Here is a 19,986-nt window from a genome sequence, read left to right as displayed (position 1 = left end):
GGTCAGCTCTGCGCGAGCCCGGCGTCGAGCGTCGAGGCGTCGCCCTCGAACGGTCGGAGGGCGTCCGGTGCCGGGAAGGGCAGGACGTAGCTGGCCGTCACCACGTCCACGGCGCCGAAGTCGTCGACCTTCACGACGACCCGCTCGGGCGTCACCTCGACGATCCGCACGCGTTCCCGGGTGCCGTCAGGAAGGTCCAGCTGCCACAGGGCGGCCAGCCAGTGCAGGCCGCGCGCCTCGAGCGCCTCCTCGGCCACCAGCCAGTCGACCGGTCCGGTCAGCTCGCGCCCGAGGGCGTCGAGCGCCACGAACTCCTCACCCTCCGTGCGGATCCAGCCGACGCGTTCGCGGTCCCCGGAGCGTCGGTGCTCGATCCAGTCCTGCGGCGGCATCGACCGATCGTAGGTCAGCGGTCCGTCGTCACGCCGCCAGGGCGAGTCCCGTGCGCGGGGGACCGGCCTTCACGCCATGATCGGCACATGGACGACGCGGCACCGGCCAAGAAGCATGTGGACTGGCGCGAGGTCGTCGTCGTGATCCTGCTCTCCGTGACGACGATCCTGACCGCCTGGGTGGGGTTCCAGTCGAGCAAGTGGGGAGGGGCGATGTCGATCTCGTTCAGCCAGGCGTCGACGGCCCGGATCGAGGCCACGCGGTACGAGGGGGTGGCCAACCGCAAGATCTCCCTGCAGGCGACGCTGTTCTCGCAGTGGGCTGCGGCCTACGCCGCGAACGACACGGTGCTCTCCGACTTCCTGGCTGCCCGGTTCCCCGAGCCGCTGGCGACGGCGTTCCCGGTGTGGTTGGCCTCCCACCCGCTGCAGAACCCCGACGCCGCGCCCACACCCTTCGACCTGCCGGAGTACAAGATCCCCGAGCTCGCCTCCGCCGCCGCGGCGGACGCCCGCGCGGACGCGAGGTACCAGCAGGCGCTGACCAACAACCAGCGCGGCGACAACTACACGGTGCTGACGGTCGCGTTCGCCGCCGTGCTGTTCTTCGCTGCCATGTCGGGCCGGATGAGGTCGACGCGCGGCGGCGACGTGCTGCTCGGCTTCGCCATCCTGCTCTTCGTCGTCGCCTCGTCGTTCCTGGTGTGGTACCCCAAGCTCGTCTGACGCGTGGGACGGTGCGTCCTCAGAACCGGGCCGAGAATCCGCCGTCCGTGTGCAAGCTGGCCCGAGACCCAGCGCCCTTCCGGGGAGACGAGGAAGGAGACGACCGCTGCGATGTCGCCGGGAGTCCCGAGGCGTCCCAGCGGGTGGGCGGGAACCAGGGTGGCGCGCAGGTCGTCGTCGATCCATCCGGTGTCGATGGGGCCCGGGTTGACGACGTTCGCCGAGATCCCCCTCGGCCCGAGCTCGCGCGCCGCGGAGATGACGATCCGGTCGAGGGCTCCCTTGGACGCACCGTAGGGCAGGTTGCCCGTCGTGTGGTCGCTGGTGAGCGCGACGACCGCTCCGCCCTCGGGCGTCACCTGACGGGCGAAGGCCGCGATGAGCAGCAGGCTCGCGCGGGCGTTGATCGCGACGTGCCGGTCGAAGCTGTCGGCCGTCGTGTCGAGGATGCCGGTCTCGACGTCGTGGGCGTGGCTGAGGACGAGCGCGCCGATCGGTCCTCGCTCCCGCGCGACCGTGGCGATCAGGTCGTCGGGGCCCGCGGGCGTCGACAGGTCGCAGGGGTAGTCGACGTCGGCGAGGTCGCTGGTGACCACCTCCCAACCGTCGGCGGCCAGCCGGGGCGCGATCCCCGCGGCGATGCTGTTGGCGCGGGCGGCGCCCGTGATCAGGACGAGCGGCATGCCTCGAACGTAACCGAAGACTCGCGCTCGTCCCGCCGATAGCGTGCTGTACGCAGTCGTGCGGGACCCATCTCGGGCGTGACCGGCCTCAGCGAGGGACGCCGGCGAACTTGGCGATCGCCGGAGGCGTGACTCTCGTGAACAGGTTCACGAGAGTTCCGTCGGGGTCGCGAACCAGCGCGGACCTGTTGCCCCACGGCATCGTCGTGGGGGACCCCACGATCTCGGTGGCGTCGTCCAGGGCGGCGAACACGGCGTCGATGTCGTCGACAAGAAACTCGATGATCGCCGTGCGGTTGTCGGCCGGACGGGCTGACCCCGCGCCGAACAGGCCGACCGTGCGGGTGCTGCCGATGGCCAGCGTGCCGTGGGGGGTCCGCAGCTCGGCGAAGTCGGGGGTCGGGCGGTCGGCGTCGACGCCGGTGATGCGCTCGTAGAAGTCGACGAGGCGATACACGTCGTCGGTGATGAGGCGGACGAAGACGAGGTTCATCTTGGGTCCCTCCCAGGTGGTCGTCGAGGCCGTTCCCCGACGAGATCCACCGTGGCAGGTCGGCGCGACAGCCCCGGCGGAAGGGTCCGGGCACGGTCCACGCAGTAGCCGCCGGTCCGTCCCGGCTCCGCCCAGATCGGCACCCCGGTCTGTTGGAGGGCGTCGATGTCGCGCTCGATCGTGCGCTTGCTCACCTCGAACCGGTCCGCCAGCCAGGCGGCGCTGCGCGGACGTGGGGCGACGGCGCGCAGCTCCTCCACCATCGCGTACATCCGGTCGGTCCGGTTCATCGCACGACCCTAGGGCGAGACGCGGGGCGGCACCGACCGCGAGGTGGCCCTAGCGACCTGCGAGCACGCGCTCGGTCAGGGCGTCGAGCACGGCGGGGACCGAACGCAGCACCGCTCGCTGCTCGGGCGTGAGGTCCTGGATCGCCGCCGCGATCACCGACGACCGGTCGTGCCTCTGCTGCTCGAGCCTGTCCCGCCCTGGAGACGTGATCGCCACGATCACCCGGCGACGGTCGACGTCGTCCGGGGTCAGGTCGACCATGCCCTGCTCGGCAAGGAGCTTCACCGTGCGTGCCATCGACTGGTGACGCACACGCTCGCGCTCCGCGAGCTCGGTGATGGCGAGCCGACCGTCCCGGTCGAGGTACCCGAGCACCGCGGCCTGGCCCGGCGGAATCTGCCCGACCGTGCTGCGGACGTGGCGCACGAAGCGGCCGGCGGACAGCCGCAATGCCTCCGCCTCGACAAGGGCGGTGTCCTCGGGTTGCGTCATAGGTGGACTCTACAGCGCGGCTGGAGAATTATGCAGCAGCGCTGTAGATTCAAAGAATCCAGCCGTGCTGTATTTCCCGGAGCTGGTCCCGACGAAAGGTCCGACCGTGGCCTACGAGCCCTACACCCTCGCCTTCCCGGCGGCGCCGTTCACCCTGCGCAGCGACGACTTCTCCGACGGCGGACCGCTGCCGGCGGCCGCCTACGCCGCGGATCGCGGCACCAACGCCTCGCCCCACCTGGCCTGGGACGGTCTCCCCGTCGGTACGCAGAGCCTCGTGCTCACCGCCTACGACCCCGACGCCCCGATCCCGGGCGGCCTGTGGCACTGGCTCGTCAAGGACATCCCGGCCTCGGCCGCGGGCCTGCCCAGGGGTGCGGGGTCGGGCGGGCAGGCGTTGCCGGAGCACGCGGTCCAGCTCGCCAACGACCTCGGAGTCGTGGGCTACAGCGGGGTGAAGCCGCCGCCCGGGACCGGCGTCCACCGCCTGGTCGTCTGCGCGACCGCTCTGTCGGTGCCGACCCTCGCGCTGCCGCCGGGCGCGAGCGCGGCCGTGGTGAACATCTCCCTCATCGCGCACACCCTCGGCCGCGGCCTGCTCACCGGGACGAGCCGGCCGACGCAGTGATCGGGGCTCTTGGCGCCCGGTGTCCCCCGCGCGAGCTACCGCCGACTGTCCACCCTGCGGGGACGTGCCCGGGGTGCCTCGATCCATAACGTCGTGAACGAAGCCACGGTGCCTGCCGCGGCCCGGAGAAAAGGACTCGTCATGCGCATGTTGAAGCAGCTCGGAGCCGTTGTCGTAGTCGCGGTCGTCGGCGACGTCGCCGTCGGTGCGACCGCGGGCAGCTGGGTTGCGACGCTCCTGCTGGGCGTCGCGACGGGGGTGCTCGCGCTGCTCGCGTACGCCTGGGTGGTCCGGCGTACGGAGCATCGCGAGCCCGTCGAGGTCGCCCGGGCGGGGGCACGGGCCGCGACCGGGGCCGGCCTGCTGATCGGAGTCGGGATGTTCACGGCCGTGATCGCGTGCATCGCCCTGCTCGGCGGCTACCACGTCGACGGATTCGGGTCGGTGACCTCCGCTGCCGGGCTGCTCGGGCTCGCGGTCGTCGCCGGGGTCACCGAGGAGCTCGTGTTCCGAGGGATCTTGTTCCGGATCGTCGAGGAGCGCGCCGGGACGTGGGTCGCGCTCGCCTTCACCGCCGTGCTGTTCGGCGCGATTCACCTGGTCAACCCGGACGCGACGCTCTGGGGCGCGATCGCCATCGCCGTCGAGGCCGGCTGCATGCTGGCCGCCGCGTACGCCGCGACGCGCACCCTGTGGCTGCCGATCGGCCTGCACATCGGCTGGAACTTCGCCGTGAGCGGGATCTTCGGCACCGAGGTGTCCGGCGCGACCACGGCCGCGGGGCTGCTGCACGGCGTGACGTCCGGTCCGGTCATCCTGTCCGGCGGTGCGTTCGGTCCGGAGGCGAGCCTGTTCGCGGTCCTGGCGGGCGTGACGATGATGGTCGTGTTCCTCAGGCTCGCCCACCGGCGCGGCCGTCTCGTCGCGAACCCGCGGCGCGCGGCCCGAGCCCGCGCGACCGCTACGGTCTGACCGTGGTCGATCTCCGGCGGGTCCGCACGGCCTGGCAGGCCTCCGACGTCACCGTCCGGGACCTCCCGCTCGCCCTGGCGGTCGCGGTCGCGCCGCTCGTGCCGTCGCTGCGGCACCAGGGGACGCAGCTCGGCGACCTGCCGGACCGACCCATGGACCTGCTCGCCGTCGCGGCGATCGCCCTCCAGTCGCTCCCTCTCGTCGGCCGTCGTCGATGGCCGGCCGCGTGCCTCGCGCTGGTGTCCCTCGGCTTCGCGATCGACCAGCTGCGCGGGTACCACACGGCCGCGGGCATCGCGTTGGGGATCGCGTTGTTCAGCGCGGCCGCCCACCTGCGACGTCGCCGTCGCACCACCGTTCTCGCCGCGAGCGTCGCCTACGTGGCGCTGGCCGCCGCCCTCGCCCAGCGCGGGTCGGCGGACGGTCCGTCCGGCTTCGTGACGTTCTACCTGTTCCTGGCCGTCGTCTGGGGCGTGGGGGCGTGGCTGCGGCAGACCCGCGCCACCGAGGCGGAGCGTCGCCGTCACGTCGCCGAGGCCACGCGCGCCGCCGAGCGCACGCGCATCGCGCGCGAGCTGCACGACATCGTGACGCACCACGTGACGGCGATGGTGGTGCAGGCCGAGGCGGCGCGCTACGTGACCGCGGACCCCGATCGCCTCGACCTGACCCTGACCGCGGTCGCCGACACCGGTCGCCGAGCGATCGACGACCTGCGCCACCTGCTCGACGTCCTCGCCCCGGCCCACGGTCTCGACTCGCGCAGCCCGACCGTCGGCGAGGTCGGCGCCCTCGTCGAGCAGGTCCGGCAGGCCGGGCAACCGGTCGAGTACGTCCACGAGGGCGATCCGCCGCGGACCGTGGGCAGCGCCGACGTCGCCGCCTACCGGGTGGTCCAGGAGGCGCTGACCAACGCGCTCAAGCACGCCCGCGGCAGCCGCACCGTCGTGACGGTCCGGCACGACGACGGGGCGGTCGACGTCGAGGTCACGACGGAAGGGACGGCGTCGCCGAGCGTCACGCCGCCCGGGAGCGGGCGGGGACTGGACGGGCTGCGGGAACGTGTCGGCCTTCTCGGTGGAGACCTCAGCGCGGGCGTGCAGCCGGGCGGCAGCTTCGTCGTCCGCGCGCGGATCCCCGCGGGGCGGCGGTCGTGAACATCCGGGTGCTCGTCTGCGACGACCAGGACCTCATCCGCACGGGGTTCACGACGATCATCGACGCCCAGCCGGACCTCGAGGTCGTCGGCGTCTGCGGTGACGGGCGCGCCGCCGTCGACCTCGCCCAGCGACTGCACCCCGACGTCGTCGTGATGGACGTCCGCATGCCCGTGCTGGACGGCATCGAGGCGACCCGGCTGCTGGCGGGCGTGGGCGTACCGGAGCCGGTCAAGGTGCTCGTCGTGACGACCTTCAACCTGGACGAGTACGTGTACGAGGCGCTCCGCGCCGGTGCCAGCGGGTTCCTGCTGAAGGACGCCCCGTCGGAGCAGCTGCTCAGCGGCATCCGCACCGTCGCCTCGGGCGCCGCGCTGCTCGCACCGGAGGTGACGCGGCAGCTCGTCGGGCGGTACGCGAGCCGGATCAGCCCGCCCGACGTCACACGCGACGACGATGCTCTGACCCCGCGTGAGCTCGAGGTGCTGCGCCTGATCGCTGGAGGCATGTCCAACGGCGAGATCGCGGCGGAGCTCGTCCTCAGCCAGGAGACCGTCAAGACCTACGTGTCGCGCATCCTCACCAAGCTCGACCTGCGCGACCGCGTGCAGGCGGTGGTGTACGCGTATCGCCGAGGCCTGGTGACCTGACCGCCTGCACAGCAGGCGCGGCCGTCAGGCGGGGCCTCGCGCTGCTGCGGAACGGGGAGCAGGTGTTCGACGACCTGCGCGACCGGTGGGCTCAGCGCATCGGCGTCGACCAGCTCGAACGCCTGGAGGAAGCACTCGTCGACCTGGGCATCCGGGCGCCGACACGTCACGATGCCGCGGGCTGGCTCAGCGGTTCCTCGTCCGAGTGACGGGAGCGCGCCGTCTCCTGACCCTCGGTGGAGGAGCTCAGGCGGCGGCGGCCGTGCGGGCGCGGAACGCGTCGATGGCGAGATCGGCGAACCGTCGCGCGGCGAACGGCAGACGGTCTCGCGTCGTCGTCAGCCCGCGACCGGCGGACAGGACGAGGACCAGGTCGTCGATCACGAAGTCGCCCCGCAGAGCGCCGGCCCGCTGGGCTCGGCGGGCGAGTCCGTCGAGCATGCCCAGCAGGTCGCGCCGGTGCTGCACGAAGACACCGGACGGCATCGTGGGGAGCAGCGCGTCGACGAACCCGCGGTTCTGGGCGTTCAGGACGATGAGACCGCGCACCGCGTCGGTGAAGCCGTGCCACGGGTCCGGATCCGCACAGCCGTCCTCGACGATCCGACGGCACGCCAGCAGCTCGACCGAGAACGCTTCGTCGACCAGCGCCTGACGCGTCGGGAACCTGCGGTACAGCGTCGCCGGCCCAACTCCCGCACGACGGGCGATGTCGCGCATCCCGACGTCCAGGCCGCGCACGGCGAAGAGCTCGGCTGCCGCAGCGAGGATCCGGTCGCGGTTCTCCTGCGCGTCCACCCGGAGGCGAGGCATCTCAGTGGGCATCTGTCGCACTTCCTGCAAGTGGACGGGGGCGTCCGTAACGTTCTGGACGGTAGCAGGAGCGATCTTTGACGAGGAGGCGCCGTGCAGGCGGTGATCATCGAGGAGTTCGGGGGCCCGGGCGGGATGCGGGTGGTCGAGCGCGAGGTGCCCGCACCGGGCCCGGGTCAGGTGCTCGTCCGGACGGAGGCGATCGCCGTGGGCGGCGTCGACGCGGTCATCCGCCGTGGCACCATCGGCTCGCTCTCCACCGCAGGGATGGTGCCCGGCAGCGAGGTGGCCGGCACGGTCGCGTCCGTGGGCGACGCCGTCGATCGCGCATGGATCGGCCGACGGGTCTGGGCGTTCACCGGGACGTCCGGCGGGTATGCCGAGTACGTCGTCGCATACGTCGACGATCTGACCGTGATCCCGTCGGCACTGTCGTCTGTCGAGGCGGTGACGCTGGGCAGCGCGGCCACGGTCGCGCACTTCGCGCTCGCGCACGCCCGCTTCTCGGCGGGCGAGTCGGTGCTGGTGCGCGGCGGCGCCGGCAGCATCGGTATCGCGACGATCGAGCTGGCCTCCCGCGGGGGCGCGACCACGATCGCCGCCACGACCTCCTCCGCCGCCCGGGGTCAGCGGCTGCGCGAGCTGGGTGCGACGCACGTGCTGGACCGCTCGGGCACCGGAGACCCGGGCATGCCGGAGACCGTCGACGTGGTGATCGACGTCGCGGGCGGCGCGGAGGTGCCGGCGTTCCTCGACCGGCTCGCGCCGAACGGGCGCTACGTCCTCGTCGGCGCCGTCGCCGGATTCCCGCCCCCGGACTTCGCGCTGCCCCTGGTGCGTTCCTTCCAGCAGTCCCGCTCGTTCGCCACGTTCAGTCTGGCCACCGTCCCCGTCGCCGAGCGGAACCGGGTCAGGGAGGAACTCCTGCGGTCCGCCGCCCGAGGCGGCATCAGCCCGGTCGTCCACGCGGTCCTGCCTCTCGACCAGGCGGAGGAGGCGCACCGCCAGATGGACCAGGGAACCGTCGTCGGCCGGATCGTGCTCGTCCCGGCGGGCGTCGACTCCACCCCCCGACGGGCCTAGGCGTCCGAAGTGCGTCTAGACGCGGTGCGTGTCGAACCCGGTGGCGCGGATCTCCCGGGCCGGGACACCGGCGACGATCGTGTCCGCGGGTACGTCCTTGGTGACGACGGCGCCCGCACCGACGATCGCTCCGTCGCCGATCGTCACCCCCGGCACGATCGTGACGGCCGCGCCGAGCCAGACCTTGCGCCCGATGACGACGGGCGCGGGGATCAGGTCCGCGCGCCGGTCGGGGTCGACCGCGTGGTTCAGGGTCGCGATCGTCGTGCCGTGCCCGACGAGGGTGCCGTCGCCGATGGTCAGGCCACCGGTGTCCTGGAAGCGGCAGCCCATGTTGATGAAGACGTCGCGGCCGATGGTCAGGTGCTTGCCGAACTCGCAGTGGAACGGCGGGAACAGCGTGACCGACACGTCGACGGCCTGTCCGGTCAGCCGGGACAGCAGGGAGCGCACCTCGTCCGGTGTGCGGTAGCCGCTGTTGCAGCTCGGCCCCGACTCGCAACGCGTCCTGCGCCGCCTCGTGAAGGAACGCCATCTCGGCCGAACCGGCTTCGATCACGCTCCCGCCGGCCACGTGGGTGAGGAGGTCCGCCAGCTCCATCAGCCGTTCCTCTGCTCAGCAGCGGCCGGGTCGGCGGCCCATGAGGCGAGCAGGCGCAAGCGGTCGGCCGAGGGCGAGCCGGGTTCGGCCGTGTAGACCAGGAGAACCTGGCCGGGCGCGGCCGTCACGGCGAGCTCCTCGTAGGCGAGCGTGAGCTCACCGACGACCGGGTGGTGGAACCGCTTGGTGCCGGCGCCGTGCGTGCGCACGTCGTGTGCGCCCCAGAGGCGGCGGAACGTCTCGCTGCGGGTGGACAGCTCGCCGACAAGGTCCTGCAGGGCCTTGTCGTGCGGGTCGCGGCCGGCCTCGGCGCGCATGATGCCGACGCACATCTGCGCGAACAGGTCCCAGTCGGGATAGAAGTCGCGCGCGGCGGGGTCCAGGAACTGGAACCGCGCGAGGTTGGGGGTACGTCCGCCGTCGCCGATCACAGGGGAGTAGAACGCGCGGCCGAGGTCGTTCGTGGCGAGCAGGTTCTGCCGCGGGTCCCGCACGAACGCGACCGCGTCGGTCATCGCGGCCAGCGCCCACTGCAGGCTGGGTCGGGAGGCCGACGTCGCGGTGGTGCGACGACGGGGCCGGCCGCTGGTCGGGACGCCGTCGGCCGCTCGCGCGAGATCGAGCAGGTGCGCACGCTCGGTCTCGTCGAGCTGCAACGCGCGCGAGATCGACTCGAGGACGGACGCCGACGCGCCGGCGATCGCGCCGCGCTCGAGCTTGGCGTAGTACTCGACGCTCACCCCGGCCAGGGTCGCGACCTCGCTGCGCCGCAGCCCGGCGACCCGCCGGTTCGTCCCGCCCACGACGCCCGCGTCCTCGGGCGTGATCCGGGCGCGGCGTGTCATGAGGAACTCGCGTACCTCGGCTCGGGTGTCCATGTCTCGCAGGCTAGGCCGGGAACGGGCGGGCTGGGAGAGCCTGTCGGTACACCCCTTGCGAGGGCCTGCTCCGGGGGTGCCCCGCCGGTACACCCCTCACCAGGGACTCCCGCGCGCAGCCGTCCCGGCTCACCCTGGGACCAGCAGGAGAGCACCGACAGGAAGGCACCACCACCATGCGAGCAGTCGTCATGTACGCGCCGGGCGACGTCCGGGTCGACGAGACCGCCCGGCCGACGATCGTCGAGCCGACCGACGCGATCATCAAGGTCGCAGCGACCTGCATCTGCGGCTCCGACCTGTGGCCCTACCGCGGAGCCGACCACGTCGACCACAGCGCGATGGGCCACGAGTACGTCGGCGTCGTCGACGAGGTCGGATCAGCCGTGCGGGACGTCAAGGTCGGCGACTTCGTGGTCGGGTCGTTCTTCGCGTCCGACAACACCTGCGAGATCTGCCAGGCCGGCTACCAGACCCACTGCATTCACCGCCAGCCCGGAGCCCTGCCCGGCGCGCAGGCCGACTACGCGCGCATCCCGCTCGCGGACGGCACCCTCGTCGCCACACCCGGCACCCCCGACCTGGACCTGATCCCGTCGCTGCTGGCCGCCTCCGACGTGCTCGGCACCGGCTGGTTCGCCGCCGTCGCCGCCGAGGTCGGCCCCGGCAAGACGGTCGCCGTCGTCGGGGACGGCGCTGTCGGCCTGCTCGGAGTCCTGGCCGCCAAGCAGCTCGGTGCCGAGCGGATCATCGCGATGTCCCGGCACGCCGACCGCCAGGCCCTGGCCCGCGAGTTCGGTGCGACCGACATCGTCACCGAGCGTGGCGATGCCGGCGTCGCGAAGGTCAAGGAGGCTCACCGGCGGTCTCGGCGCGCACTCCACGATCGAGGCCGTCGGCACCCAGGAGTCGATGATGCAGGCCATCCACTCCACCCGCGCCGGCGGTCACGTCGGCTACGTCGGCGTCTCCCACGACGTGCAGCTGCCGGGCGAGCAGCTGTTCTTCTCCGGCGTGCACCTCCACGGCGGGCCCGCGCCCGTGCGCCGCTTCCTGCCCGAGCCGTTCGCAGCCATCTGGAACCGCACGATCGACCCCGGCAAGGTCTTCGACCTCACGCTCCCGATCGAGCAGGCCGCCGACGGGTACACGGCCATGGACCAGCGCCGAGCGATCAAGGTGCTGCTGACCCTCTGAACCCGACGACCTCGTCTCACCGTGCGGGAGGCACCGCGTGCGAGCAGCATCGACGCGAGCGGTCCTCAGGGCGGTCACCGTTCGCGCATCGCACCCGCCACGACCGACGAGAGGAACAGGACCATGAAGTTCACGACGAGCGGTGGCCGGAGCGCCCCGGGCCCGACGGACTGGTTCACCGGGACGGTGTTCGTCGACACCATCCGCAACCCGGACGAGCAGACCGCGATCGGGTGCGCGCACGTGCGCTTCGCCCCGGGCGCTCGCACCGCCTGGCACCACCACCCGAAGGGGCAGACGCTCTACGTCACCGACGGCATCGGGTACGTCGCGCGACGCGGCGGCGAGGTCCGGGAGATCCGTCCCGGCGACGTCGTCTACATCGAGCCCGGCGAAGAGCACTGGCACGGTGCCACCTCGGACCGGTTCATGGCGCACGTCGCCATGCAGGAGGCGGACGACGACGGCGTGGTCGTCACCTGGCTCGAGCACGTCACCGCCGACGAGTACGTCCGACGCTGAGCACTGGTCACGGTCACGCTCACACGGGGGCGCCGCCGTTGTTGCGGGTCTTCTCGACGCACAGCAGCGCGGTGGGCGACGCGCCACCGCACGATCCTGCCCGCGAGCCACGGCATACGACGCCGTGACGCTGCAAGAACGCATCGCACCTGTCCGGAGGACACCGCGCTGACCTGCGAGCGGACGGGTTGGTGTGGTGATGCGGGACACTGGGTGCCAGCAACCTAGAAGCTTCGACAAGGAGTCAACCGTGCCCCAGGGGACTGTCCGATGGTTCGACGTCGAGCGGGGGTTCGGCTTCCTCGATCTCGGCCCCGATGCCGACGACTTGTACGTGCATGCGTCCGAGATCATCAGCGAAGACGGGATAAGGCAGCTCCGCGAGGGACAGGTGGTCGAGTTCGAGGTGGGCGAGGGGGACCGCGGCCCGCAGGCACGCCGCGTCCGGGTCACGGGCGACCAGGCCGCCGACGCGCCCGTGGGCGTCCTCGGCACCGTCGCCTGGTACGAGCCGGGCAAGGGATATGGCTTCATCACGCCTGACGGCGGTCGCGGCGAGATCTTCGTGCACAGCTCGGCCATCGTCGGGGGTGGCGTGATCTCGGACGGGCAGCGGGTGGCGTTCCTCATCGTCGACGGGGAGAAGGGGCCGCAGGCAGACCACCTGCTGCCGCTCGGGCCGGAGGCCGCCCGGCAGGCGTCCGACGGCGCAGACGGCACCGTGTCCTGGTACGACGGAGGCAAAGGCTTCGGGTTCGTCACGCCCGACTCCGGCGGTGAGGACGTCTTCGTCCACGTCCGCGAGCTGGCCCGGGGGCTGACCGAGCTGTCCGAAGGAGATCGCGTGACCTACAGGGTCTCTGCCGGTGAGAAGGGCCCGCAGGGCAGCGATGTGCGGCTCGTGGGCGGCTCGGCACCGGGAGGCGCACCCTCGGCGGGTCGCGGTCGGTCGGGCCGACCGACGTCATCCGTCGCCCCGGTGAGCGGCGGCGAGGGCGTCGTCGCGCGCTACGACGCGGAGCGCGGGTTCGGCTTCATCACCCCGGACGCGGGAGGTGTGGACCTGTTCGTCCACGTGTCGGTCGTGCGGGGCGCCGAAGCGTTGCAGGAGGGCGATCGGGTCCGGTACAAGGTGCGTCAGAGCGATCGGGGACCCCAGGCAGACGCCGTCGAGCGGATCTGAGCGAGGACCGTTCGGCATCCGCGCAGCGGGAGGGGATCAGTGTTCGGAGCGGTCCGCGACGGGCGTCCTCGATCCGGCCCGTGAGCGCGCCGAGGCGCGGTCCGGCCGGTTCGTCGTGACCATCCATGCCCGGCCCGGCGTCAGCCAGTACGCGAGCTGGCCGGGTCGGTCGACCGTCCACACGAGCAACGGCAGCCCGAGCAGGTGGACCTCGCGGGCCATCCCGAGCCGGGCGCCCGCCTTGTGCACCACCGCCAGGTTGGCGTCGCACGCCAGGAGCCGACGCACCTGCTCCAGCAGCCAGCGACGCCGACGCCGACGCAGCAGCTGCCCGGCGGCCGGCCGGCCGATCGTGAGCCCGACCAGCAGCCCCGGGTACCGCTCACGGGACCAGGCACGGATGGCGGCCACGCTGGCGTCGTGACCGGTGGTGACGACCACGAGCCCCGGGCCGAGCAGCTCGACCGCGGACCGCGCGAGGTCCACTTCGGCCGAGCCGTCGTCGCTGTGGAACTTCACGTCGACGTGCGCACCCTTGCCGTGCTCGGCGAGCTGGGCCAGCGCCTCCTCGTACCGCACGACCGGCCCCACCCTCTGAAGGTCCTGCAGCGGCACCGACCCGACCGGCACCCGGGCGCCGCCGCGCAGACGGACCGTGTCGTCGTGGAACAGCACGAGGGCGCCGTCCCGCAGCTTCTGCACGTCGAACTCGACGAACGCCGCGTTCGTGGCGCACGCGAACCGCAAGCCCTCGAGCGTGTTCGACAGATGGCGGGCGCGACCGACACCGCCGCGGTGCGCGGACACCAGGGTCTTGCGGCCGGGCGTCGCCCGTGGGTCGTTCACGGCTGGCCTCCGCGGATGGGTGTCGACGAAACCATCGTCGACGCCCCCGCGACCACGCGCCACACAAGACTGCGACCACTCAGATGAGATCCCGCCGCAGCAGCACGACCATGACCGCCTGATGGGCGTACATGAGCCGCGGGAATGCTTCCGGGCTCCTCAAGGTTGAGCCACACAGACTCAAGTTCGGACCTCACGAGTTTGCGCATGCGCTCGTCGCGACGCAGACTTGAGCGAGCCGGACTCAAGAGCGAGTAACGACACACCCCGCAGCACACGAAAGAAGGCACACACATGGCACGAGCAGTCGGCATCGACCTCGGTACCACCAACTCGGTGGTCGCTGTCCTCGAGGGCGGCGAGCCCACGGTCATCGCCAACGCCGAGGGGTCGCGCACGACGCCGTCGGTGGTCGCGTTCTCCAAGACGGGTGAGGTGCTGGTCGGCGAGATCGCCAAGCGCCAGGCCGTCACCAACGTCGACCGCACGATCGCGTCCGTCAAGCGCCACATGGGCACGGACTGGTCCGCGAGCATCGACGACAAGAAGTACACCGCGCAGGAGATCAGCGCGCGGGTGCTCTCCAAGCTCAAGCGTGACGCGGAGGCCTACCTGGGCGAGCCCGTCACCGAGGCCGTCATCACGGTCCCGGCGTACTTCAACGACGCCGAGCGCCAGGCCACGAAGGACGCGGGCGCGATCGCGGGCCTCAACGTCCTGCGCATCATCAACGAGCCCACCGCGGCCGCCCTGGCCTACGGCCTGGAGCGCGGCAAGGAGGACGAGCTCATCCTCGTCTTCGACCTGGGTGGCGGCACGTTCGACGTGTCCCTGCTCGAGGTGGGCAAGGACGACGACGGCTTCTCGACGATCGAGGTCCGTGCGACCTCCGGCGACAACCGCCTCGGCGGCGACGACTGGGACCAGCGCATCGTCGACTTCCTGGTCGCCGAGGTGAAGAACTCCACGGGCGTCGACCTGGCCAAGGACAAGATCGCCGTGCAGCGTCTGCGTGAGGCTGCCGAGCAGGCCAAGAAGGCTGTCGTCGGCGACGACCACCAACATCTCGCTGCAGTACCTCTCGATGAGCGAGAACGGCCCGGTCCACCTGGACACCAAGCTGACCCGCGCGCAGTTCCAGCAGATGACGCAGGACCTGCTCGACCGCACCAAGAAGCCGTTCAACGACGTCATCCGCGACGCGGGCATCAAGCTCTCCGAGATCGACCACGTGGTGCTCGTCGGCGGCTCGACCCGCATGCCGGCCGTCACCGACGTGGTCACCGAGCTCACAGGCGGCAAGGAGCCCAACAAGGGCGTCAACCCGGACGAGGTCGTCGCCGTCGGTGCCGCTCTGCAGGCCGGCGTCATGAAGGGCGACCGCAAGGACGTCCTGCTCATCGACGTCACCCCGCTGAGCCTCGGCATCGAGACCAAGGGCGGCGTGATGACCAAGCTCATCGAGCGCAACACGGCCATCCCGACCAAGCGGAGCGAGATCTTCAGCACCGCCGAGGACAACCAGCCGTCCGTGCTGATCCAGGTGTTCCAGGGCGAGCGCGAGTTCGCACGGGACAACAAGCCGCTCGGCACGTTCGAGCTGACCGGCATCGCGCCGGCTCCGCGTGGTGTCCCGCAGATCGAGGTCACGTTCGACATCGACGCCAACGGCATCGTGCACGTGTCCGCCAAGGACCGCGGCACCAACAAGGAGCAGTCGATGACCATCACCGGCGGCTCGGCCCTCCCCAAGGAGGACATCGAGCGCATGGTGCGCGAGGCCGAGGAGCACGCCGCCGAGGACAAGGCGCGTCGCGAGGAGGCCGAGGTGCGCAACAGCGCCGAGGGTCTCGTCTACTCGACCGAGAAGCTGCTCGTCGACAACGCGGACAAGCTGTCCGACGACGTCAAGACCGAGGTCCAGGCCGCCGTCGGCGAGCTGAAGACCGCGCTCGCGGGCACCGACATCGACGAGGTCAAGGCCAAGCACTCGGCGCTGCTGACCACCAGCCAGAAGATCGGCGAGGCGCTGTACTCGGCGAACAACACGGCATCGTCCGACGAGTCCGCCCCGGCCGACGCGCCGGCCGCGGATGACGAGGACGTCGTGGACGCCGAGATCGTCGACGACGAGGACGAGGCGGCGTCGAAGTGACGTCGGGCGACGGCGAGGACCTGACTCCCGAGGAGCAGGTTCTCGCCGAGGCCGAGTCCATCGCGGAGAACGCGGAGGAGGAGGTCGTCCTGGAGGGTCTGGTCGAGGCCGAGCGGATCGCCGCGGAGCGTCTGGACGAGCTCCAGCGCTCCAAGGCGGCCTACTACAACCTCGAGCAGCAGTACTCCTCGTTCGTGAAGCGGTCCAAGGCCGACGGCCTGGCCGCCCACGACCGGGGTGTGCACGCGGTGGTCGAGGCCCTCATCCCGGTCCTCGACGACATCGAGCTGGCACGCCAGCACGGCGACCTCACCGGTCCGTTCGTGTCGATCGCCGAGAAGCTCGAGTCGACGCTGGGGCGGTTCGGCGTGACGCGCTACGGCGTCGCCGGCGAGCCGTTCGACCCGGCGGTGCACGAGGCGCTCATGCACTCGCACTCCGCCGAGGTCAGCGAGCCGACGGTCCAGCTGGTGCTCCAGCCGGGATACCGCACGGCCGACCGGGTGCTCCGCGCGGCCCGCGTGGCTGTGGTGGACCCGGAGGCGTGAACCCCCTGTAGCGTCCGAGCAGACTCATCGTCTGCTCGGACGCTGCGGAACATCTGGAAGGAGGCGTCGTGACTGGTCAGGACTGGCTCGAGAAGGACTTCTACGCGGTTCTCGGCGTCCCCAAGGACGCGGACGCGGCCACCATCAAGAAGGCGTACCGCAAGCTCCGCACGCGAGATGCACCCCGACCACAACCCTGGCGACGCCAAGGCGGAGGCCCGGTTCAAGGACGTCGGCGAGGCCTACGCGGTGCTGTCGGACACCGAGCAGCGCGGCCAGTACGACCAGCTGCGGGCGATGGCGGGCGGCGCCCGGTTCACCTCGGGCGGTCGCGGCGCCAACGGCGGCTTCGAGGACGTGTTCGGCGGCATGTTCGGCGGCGGCGCCCCGGGCGGTGGCCGGGTCCGGTACTCCTCGAACCAGGGCGGGTTCGAGGACCTGCTCGGCGGGCTGTTCGGGGGCGGGGGCGCCGGCGGGTTCACGCGCGGCCCGCAGCCCGGCGCGGACCTGGCCGCGACCGTGACCATGCCGTTCCGGCAGGCTGTCGAAGGCTCGCAGGTCTCGCTCAACGTCGAGGGCCGCACGGTCAACGCGCGCATCCCCGCGGGCGTGCGCGACGGTCAGAAGATCCGGTTGCGCGGCAAGGGTCGCCCCGGCGACGGTGGAGCGCCGGCCGGTGACCTCGTCGTCACTGTCGCCGTCAGTCCGCACCCCGTGTTCTCGCTCGACGGGGACAACCTGCGCCTGACCGTTCCCGTCGCGTTCGACGAGGCCGCGCTCGGCGCCACGATCGAGGTGCCGACGCTCGACGGGTCCACCGTGCGCGTCAAGGTGCCCGAGGGCACACCCTCCGGTCGCGTGCTGCGCGTCAAGGGCCGTGGCGTGGCCGGCAAGGGCGACCTGCTGGTCACGGTCTCGGTCGTCGTGCCCCAGCGCCTCTCCAGCGCCGCACGCGAGGCCGTCCAGGCGTTCGGCATCGCGACCTCGGGTGAGGACGTGCGAGCCGGCCTGCTGGACTCGGCGAGGACGTAGCCGTGGCCTCCGAGGACGCCAAGGTCTACGTCATCTCGGTCGCCGCCGAGCTGGCGGGGATGCACCCGCAGACCTTGCGTCAGTACGACCGGCTCGGCCTGGTGATCCCGTCCCGGGCGAGCGGCCGCGGTCGGCGGTACTCGCTGCGCGACATCGCGACGCTGCGCGAGGTCCAGCGCCTGTCGCAGGACGACGGCGTCAACCTGGCCGGCATCAAGCGCATCCTCGAGCTTGAGCAGGAGATCGACGGGTTGCGACGACAGATCGAGTACCTGCGCGCGTTCGTCGACCCTGGTCGGCGCGTGTTCACCGCCGACCCCGCCGGTGACGTCGCGGTCAACCGGACCCGCAGTCGCCGCCCGAGCGGGCCGGCCGACCGCACGGCCGTCGTCCTCTGGCGCCCGTCCAGCCGCTGAGGCCTGGGGCCACTTCCTTGCGGATGGCCCTTCGGTCGTTGCCCGACTCCTGCCTACACTCCGGGCGTGACGATCGATCTCGCCCGGGTCCGTGCCGACACCCCGGGCGTCGAGCACGTCGCCCACCTCAACAACGCCGGCGGCGCGCTGCGCCCGCAGGTGGTGACCGACACCGTGGTCGCGCACCTGCGGCGGGAGGCGGAGATCGGTCCGTACGAGGCCGAGGCGGAGGCCACGGACCGCATCGAGGCGGTGTACGGCTCGGTCGCCACGCTCGTCGGCGCCCGGCCCGACGAGATCGCCCTGGTGCAGAGCGCGACCGTCGCGTGGGACGTCGCGTTCGCGTCGATCCCGCTGAAGCCCGGCCAGCGCATCCTCACCGCCCGCACCGAGTACATCAGCAACGCGATCGCCCTCCTGCAGGCCTGCGAGCGCACCGGCGCCACGCTCGAGGTGGTCGAGGACGACGGGCACGGGCAGGTCGACCTCGACGCCCTCGAGAAGGCGCTGGACGCGGACGTCGCCCTGGTCGCGCTCACGCATGTGCCGACCGGCGGCGGGGTGGTCAACCCGGCCGCCGAGGTGGGCGCGCTGGCGCGGCGGGCGGGTGCGATCTTCCTGCTCGACGCGTGCCAGTCGGTCGGGCAGCTCGACGTCGACGTCGACGCGCTGGGTTGCGACCTGCTGGCGGCGACCGGTCGCAAGTTCCTGCGTGCGCCGCGAGGGACGGGGTTCCTGTACGCGTCGCGCGCGATCACCGAGCGCCTCGTGCCGCCGGTGCTCGGGCTCGGCGCGGCCACGTGGACGTCTCCGACCACCTACGCACCGGTCCCGGGCGCGCGCCGCTTCGAGACGCACGAGCGCTCGATGGCCGACGTCCTGGGCCTCGGTGCAGCCGCCGACTACGCGCTGTCGGTCGGTCTCCCGGCCATCGAGGAGCGCGTGGTGGCGCTGGCCGCGCGTCTGCGGACCGGGCTCGAACAGATCCCGGGGGTCACCGTCCGCGACAAGGGTGCGCGCAAGGCCGGCATCGTCACGTTCACGGTGGACGGGCGCGCCGCCGACGACGTCCGCGCGTCGGCCGCGTCGCGCGGTGTCAACGTCAGCGTCACGCGGGTCTCGTCCGCCCAGCTCGACTTCGGGGCGCGCGGGCTGACCGAGGTGGTCCGCGCGTCGCCGCACTACTACACGAGCGACGACGAGCTCGACCGCCTGGTGGCGACGCTGCGCCCTGCTCGAGGTGCACGAGCCGGAGCCGAGGGGATCGGGCTTCAGGAGGCCGCGAACGACCTGCGGTAGTCCGACGGGGTCACGCCGACCGCGCGGCGGAAGTGCACCCGCAGGTTCGAGGCCGTGCCCAGGCCGCACTCGGCGGCGACGCGGTCCGACCCCCAGTCGCGTGTCTCCAGCAGCTCGCGGGCACGGTCCACCCGCGCGGCGACGAGCCAACGCAGGGGGGTCGTCCCGGTCTCGACGACGAACTGGCGGGCGAACGTGCGCTCGGACAGGTGCGCGTGCTGGGCGAGCGTCGCGACCGTCAGCGGCTCGGTGAGCATGCGCAGGGCCCACGCGCGCGTCGCCGCCAGCGAGGTGTCGGTGACGGGAGCGACGGGCCGCTCGATGAACTGCGCCTGGCCGCCCTCACGGTGCGGCGCCGCGACCATGAGCCGGGCCACCTCGTTCGCCACCGCGGCACCGTGGTCGACGCGCAGCAGGTGCAGGCAGACGTCGATCCCGGCGGCGACGCCGGCGGACGTGATCACCGACCCCGCGTCGACGTAGAGCACGTCCGGGTCGACGTCCACCCGGGGGTAGAGCGCGGCCATCGTGGACGCCAGCCGCCAGTGCGTCGTCGCGCGCCGCCCGTCGAGCACCCCGGCCGCGGCCAGCGCGAACGCGCCGCCGCAGATCGACACGAGCCGCGCGCCGCGGGTGTGGGCGCTGCGCAGGGCGTCGAGGACCGCCGCCGGGATCTCGCGCGCCGGGATGTCGAAGGCCGGGACGACGATCGTGTCGGCGTCGGCCAGACCCTCCAGCCCGTGCGACGCGACGACCGGATACCCGCCCGAGGTCATTACCGGACCGGGCTCCGCACCGCAGAGCGCCAGCTCGTACCCCAGCGCCGGCAGCCGTCCGAGGATCTGGAACGGCATGCCGACCTCCATGGCCAGCACACCGTCGAGTGCGAGGACGGCGACCTTCGTGGACATGGCAGGAATCTATCGCAC

General features: G+C 72.0%; 21 protein-coding genes and 4 pseudogenes. 15 read left to right on the top strand and 10 right to left on the bottom strand.

The annotated features are described in order from the left end of the window. Positions 1 to 2: 2 nt before the first annotated feature. Positions 3 to 392, bottom strand: coding sequence for a hypothetical protein (locus tag AC38ZX_RS19905; protein WP_491295617.1), 390 nt, complete (start codon positions 390 to 392; stop codon positions 3 to 5). Between the two features lie 87 nt (positions 393 to 479). Between AC38ZX_RS19905 and AC38ZX_RS19900 the strand changes: the two genes are divergently transcribed. Next, complete coding sequence (locus tag AC38ZX_RS19900) at positions 480 to 1,118, top strand: hypothetical protein (protein ID WP_491295615.1); 639 nt, start codon at positions 480 to 482, stop codon at positions 1,116 to 1,118. Positions 1,119 to 1,137: 19 nt separating this feature from the next. On the opposite strand, the pseudogene AC38ZX_RS19895 reads toward AC38ZX_RS19900, so the two are convergent. The 4 genes and pseudogenes from AC38ZX_RS19895 to AC38ZX_RS19880 all read right to left on the bottom strand — a co-directional run bounded on the left by AC38ZX_RS19895 (position 1,138) and on the right by AC38ZX_RS19880 (position 3,077). Beyond that, positions 1,138 to 1,801 (bottom strand): annotated as a pseudogene (locus AC38ZX_RS19895) (SDR family oxidoreductase). An 88-nt stretch (positions 1,802 to 1,889) separates the two neighbouring features. Beyond that, positions 1,890 to 2,294 (bottom strand): VOC family protein, encoded by a 405-nt coding sequence (locus tag AC38ZX_RS19890; RefSeq protein ID WP_491295614.1) that lies wholly within the window; start codon positions 2,292 to 2,294, stop codon positions 1,890 to 1,892. Continuing rightward, positions 2,291 to 2,584, bottom strand: coding sequence for a helix-turn-helix transcriptional regulator (locus AC38ZX_RS19885; protein WP_491295612.1), 294 nt, complete (start codon positions 2,582 to 2,584; stop codon positions 2,291 to 2,293). The genes AC38ZX_RS19890 and AC38ZX_RS19885 overlap by 4 nt, the downstream gene beginning before the upstream one ends. 49 nt (positions 2,585 to 2,633) lie before the next feature. Then, the gene (locus AC38ZX_RS19880; protein WP_426593489.1) at positions 2,634 to 3,077 is read right to left on the bottom strand and encodes a MarR family winged helix-turn-helix transcriptional regulator; all 444 of its coding nucleotides are present in this window, start codon (positions 3,075 to 3,077) and stop codon (positions 2,634 to 2,636) included. A 106-nt stretch (positions 3,078 to 3,183) separates the two neighbouring features. Between AC38ZX_RS19880 and AC38ZX_RS19875 the strand changes: the two genes are divergently transcribed. From AC38ZX_RS19875 to AC38ZX_RS19855, 5 genes are all read left to right on the top strand, one after another. Continuing rightward, on the top strand, positions 3,184 to 3,705 hold the full coding sequence (locus AC38ZX_RS19875; protein WP_491295611.1) for a YbhB/YbcL family Raf kinase inhibitor-like protein: 522 nt from the start codon (positions 3,184 to 3,186) through the stop codon (positions 3,703 to 3,705). A 93-nt stretch (positions 3,706 to 3,798) separates the two neighbouring features. Next, a complete protein-coding gene (locus AC38ZX_RS19870) occupies positions 3,799 to 4,677 on the top strand; it encodes a CPBP family intramembrane glutamic endopeptidase (protein ID WP_491295610.1) in 879 nt (292 codons plus the stop codon). Positions 4,678 to 4,679: 2 nt separating this feature from the next. Continuing rightward, positions 4,680 to 5,834: a sensor histidine kinase gene (locus AC38ZX_RS19865; RefSeq protein ID WP_426593486.1), complete on the top strand. Its 1,155-nt coding sequence runs from the start codon at positions 4,680 to 4,682 to the stop codon at positions 5,832 to 5,834. Further along, positions 5,831 to 6,484, top strand: a complete 654-nt coding sequence (locus AC38ZX_RS19860) for a response regulator (protein ID WP_426593485.1) — start codon at positions 5,831 to 5,833, stop codon at positions 6,482 to 6,484. Before AC38ZX_RS19865 ends, AC38ZX_RS19860 begins: the two co-directional genes overlap by 4 nt. Positions 6,485 to 6,546: 62 nt before the next feature. Then, on the top strand, positions 6,547 to 6,693 hold the full coding sequence (locus AC38ZX_RS19855; RefSeq protein ID WP_491295608.1) for a hypothetical protein: 147 nt from the start codon (positions 6,547 to 6,549) through the stop codon (positions 6,691 to 6,693). Positions 6,694 to 6,730: 37 nt separating this feature from the next. On the opposite strand, the gene AC38ZX_RS19850 is transcribed toward AC38ZX_RS19855, so the two are convergent. Further along, positions 6,731 to 7,309 (bottom strand): TetR/AcrR family transcriptional regulator, encoded by a 579-nt coding sequence (locus tag AC38ZX_RS19850; RefSeq protein WP_491295607.1) that lies wholly within the window; start codon positions 7,307 to 7,309, stop codon positions 6,731 to 6,733. A gap of 81 nt (positions 7,310 to 7,390) precedes the next feature. Here AC38ZX_RS19850 and AC38ZX_RS19845 point away from each other — a divergent pair, with 81 nt between their 5' ends. Beyond that, positions 7,391 to 8,380: a zinc-binding dehydrogenase gene (locus tag AC38ZX_RS19845; RefSeq protein ID WP_491295606.1), complete on the top strand. Its 990-nt coding sequence runs from the start codon at positions 7,391 to 7,393 to the stop codon at positions 8,378 to 8,380. Between the two features lie 15 nt (positions 8,381 to 8,395). Here the strand turns inward: AC38ZX_RS19845 and AC38ZX_RS19840 are convergent, their stop codons facing one another. Together AC38ZX_RS19840 and AC38ZX_RS19835 are read right to left on the bottom strand one after the other, a co-directional pair. After that, complete coding sequence (locus tag AC38ZX_RS19840) at positions 8,396 to 8,833, bottom strand: DapH/DapD/GlmU-related protein (protein WP_491295605.1); 438 nt, start codon at positions 8,831 to 8,833, stop codon at positions 8,396 to 8,398. A 147-nt stretch (positions 8,834 to 8,980) separates the two neighbouring features. Continuing rightward, positions 8,981 to 9,859: a helix-turn-helix transcriptional regulator gene (locus AC38ZX_RS19835; protein ID WP_491295604.1), complete on the bottom strand. Its 879-nt coding sequence runs from the start codon at positions 9,857 to 9,859 to the stop codon at positions 8,981 to 8,983. Between the two features lie 176 nt (positions 9,860 to 10,035). Between AC38ZX_RS19835 and AC38ZX_RS19830 the strand changes: the two are divergent. The 3 genes and pseudogenes from AC38ZX_RS19830 to AC38ZX_RS19820 all read left to right on the top strand — a co-directional run bounded on the left by AC38ZX_RS19830 (position 10,036) and on the right by AC38ZX_RS19820 (position 12,761). Next, a pseudogene (locus tag AC38ZX_RS19830) lies at positions 10,036 to 11,056 on the top strand (zinc-dependent alcohol dehydrogenase family protein). Positions 11,057 to 11,179: 123 nt separating this feature from the next. Next, positions 11,180 to 11,578 (top strand): (R)-mandelonitrile lyase, encoded by a 399-nt coding sequence (locus AC38ZX_RS19825; RefSeq protein WP_491295602.1) that lies wholly within the window; start codon positions 11,180 to 11,182, stop codon positions 11,576 to 11,578. A gap of 250 nt (positions 11,579 to 11,828) precedes the next feature. Then, positions 11,829 to 12,761 carry a cold-shock protein gene (locus tag AC38ZX_RS19820; protein ID WP_491297503.1) on the top strand — a complete coding sequence of 311 codons (933 nt, stop codon included), beginning with the start codon at positions 11,829 to 11,831 and terminating at the stop codon, positions 12,759 to 12,761. A gap of 36 nt (positions 12,762 to 12,797) precedes the next feature. On the opposite strand, the gene AC38ZX_RS19815 is transcribed toward AC38ZX_RS19820, so the two are convergent. Next, positions 12,798 to 13,607: a glycerophosphodiester phosphodiesterase gene (locus AC38ZX_RS19815; RefSeq protein ID WP_491295601.1), complete on the bottom strand. Its 810-nt coding sequence runs from the start codon at positions 13,605 to 13,607 to the stop codon at positions 12,798 to 12,800. A gap of 294 nt (positions 13,608 to 13,901) precedes the next feature. On the opposite strand from AC38ZX_RS19815, the pseudogene dnaK reads away from it, so the two are divergent. The 5 genes and pseudogenes from dnaK (at position 13,902) to AC38ZX_RS19790 (ending at position 19,057) form a co-directional block, all read left to right on the top strand. Further along, positions 13,902 to 15,762: pseudogene (gene dnaK / locus AC38ZX_RS19810) on the top strand (molecular chaperone DnaK). After that, a complete protein-coding gene (grpE, locus tag AC38ZX_RS19805) occupies positions 15,759 to 16,310 on the top strand; it encodes a nucleotide exchange factor GrpE (protein WP_426593472.1) in 552 nt (183 codons plus the stop codon). The pseudogene dnaK and the gene grpE overlap by 4 nt, the downstream one beginning before the upstream one ends. A gap of 68 nt (positions 16,311 to 16,378) precedes the next feature. Continuing rightward, a pseudogene (locus AC38ZX_RS19800) lies at positions 16,379 to 17,342 on the top strand (DnaJ C-terminal domain-containing protein). Between the two features lie 2 nt (positions 17,343 to 17,344). Then, complete coding sequence (locus tag AC38ZX_RS19795; RefSeq protein ID WP_426593470.1) at positions 17,345 to 17,758, top strand: heat shock protein transcriptional repressor HspR; 414 nt, start codon at positions 17,345 to 17,347, stop codon at positions 17,756 to 17,758. A gap of 66 nt (positions 17,759 to 17,824) precedes the next feature. Then, complete coding sequence (locus tag AC38ZX_RS19790; RefSeq protein WP_491295600.1) at positions 17,825 to 19,057, top strand: aminotransferase class V-fold PLP-dependent enzyme; 1,233 nt, start codon at positions 17,825 to 17,827, stop codon at positions 19,055 to 19,057. Here AC38ZX_RS19790 and AC38ZX_RS19785 read toward each other — a convergent pair. Beyond that, positions 19,030 to 19,968 (bottom strand): DJ-1/PfpI family protein, encoded by a 939-nt coding sequence (locus tag AC38ZX_RS19785; protein WP_491295599.1) that lies wholly within the window; start codon positions 19,966 to 19,968, stop codon positions 19,030 to 19,032. The genes AC38ZX_RS19790 and AC38ZX_RS19785 overlap by 28 nt on opposite strands. Between the last annotated feature and the right edge of the window lie 18 nt (positions 19,969 to 19,986).

The organism is Cellulomonas sp. McL0606 (assembly GCF_058248365.1).
This window is presented reverse-complemented; position numbering and strand designations above follow the sequence as displayed.

What these genes read in the sequence shown, in the direction of transcription:
- AC38ZX_RS19905 (WP_491295617.1), bottom strand. Translation starts at nt 392, where the DNA reads ATGCCGCCGCAGGACTGGATCGAGCACCGACGCTCCGGGGACCGCGAA.
- AC38ZX_RS19900 (WP_491295615.1), top strand. Translation starts at nt 480, where the DNA reads ATGGACGACGCGGCACCGGCCAAGAAGCATGTGGACTGGCGCGAGGTC.
- AC38ZX_RS19890 (WP_491295614.1), bottom strand. Translation starts at nt 2,294, where the DNA reads ATGAACCTCGTCTTCGTCCGCCTCATCACCGACGACGTGTATCGCCTC.
- AC38ZX_RS19885 (WP_491295612.1), bottom strand. Translation starts at nt 2,584, where the DNA reads ATGAACCGGACCGACCGGATGTACGCGATGGTGGAGGAGCTGCGCGCC.
- AC38ZX_RS19880 (WP_426593489.1), bottom strand. Translation starts at nt 3,077, where the DNA reads ATGACGCAACCCGAGGACACCGCCCTTGTCGAGGCGGAGGCATTGCGG.
- AC38ZX_RS19850 (WP_491295607.1), bottom strand. Translation starts at nt 7,309, where the DNA reads ATGCCCACTGAGATGCCTCGCCTCCGGGTGGACGCGCAGGAGAACCGC.
- AC38ZX_RS19835 (WP_491295604.1), bottom strand. Translation starts at nt 9,859, where the DNA reads ATGGACACCCGAGCCGAGGTACGCGAGTTCCTCATGACACGCCGCGCC.
- AC38ZX_RS19825 (WP_491295602.1), top strand. Translation starts at nt 11,180, where the DNA reads ATGAAGTTCACGACGAGCGGTGGCCGGAGCGCCCCGGGCCCGACGGAC.
- AC38ZX_RS19785 (WP_491295599.1), bottom strand. Translation starts at nt 19,968, where the DNA reads ATGTCCACGAAGGTCGCCGTCCTCGCACTCGACGGTGTGCTGGCCATG.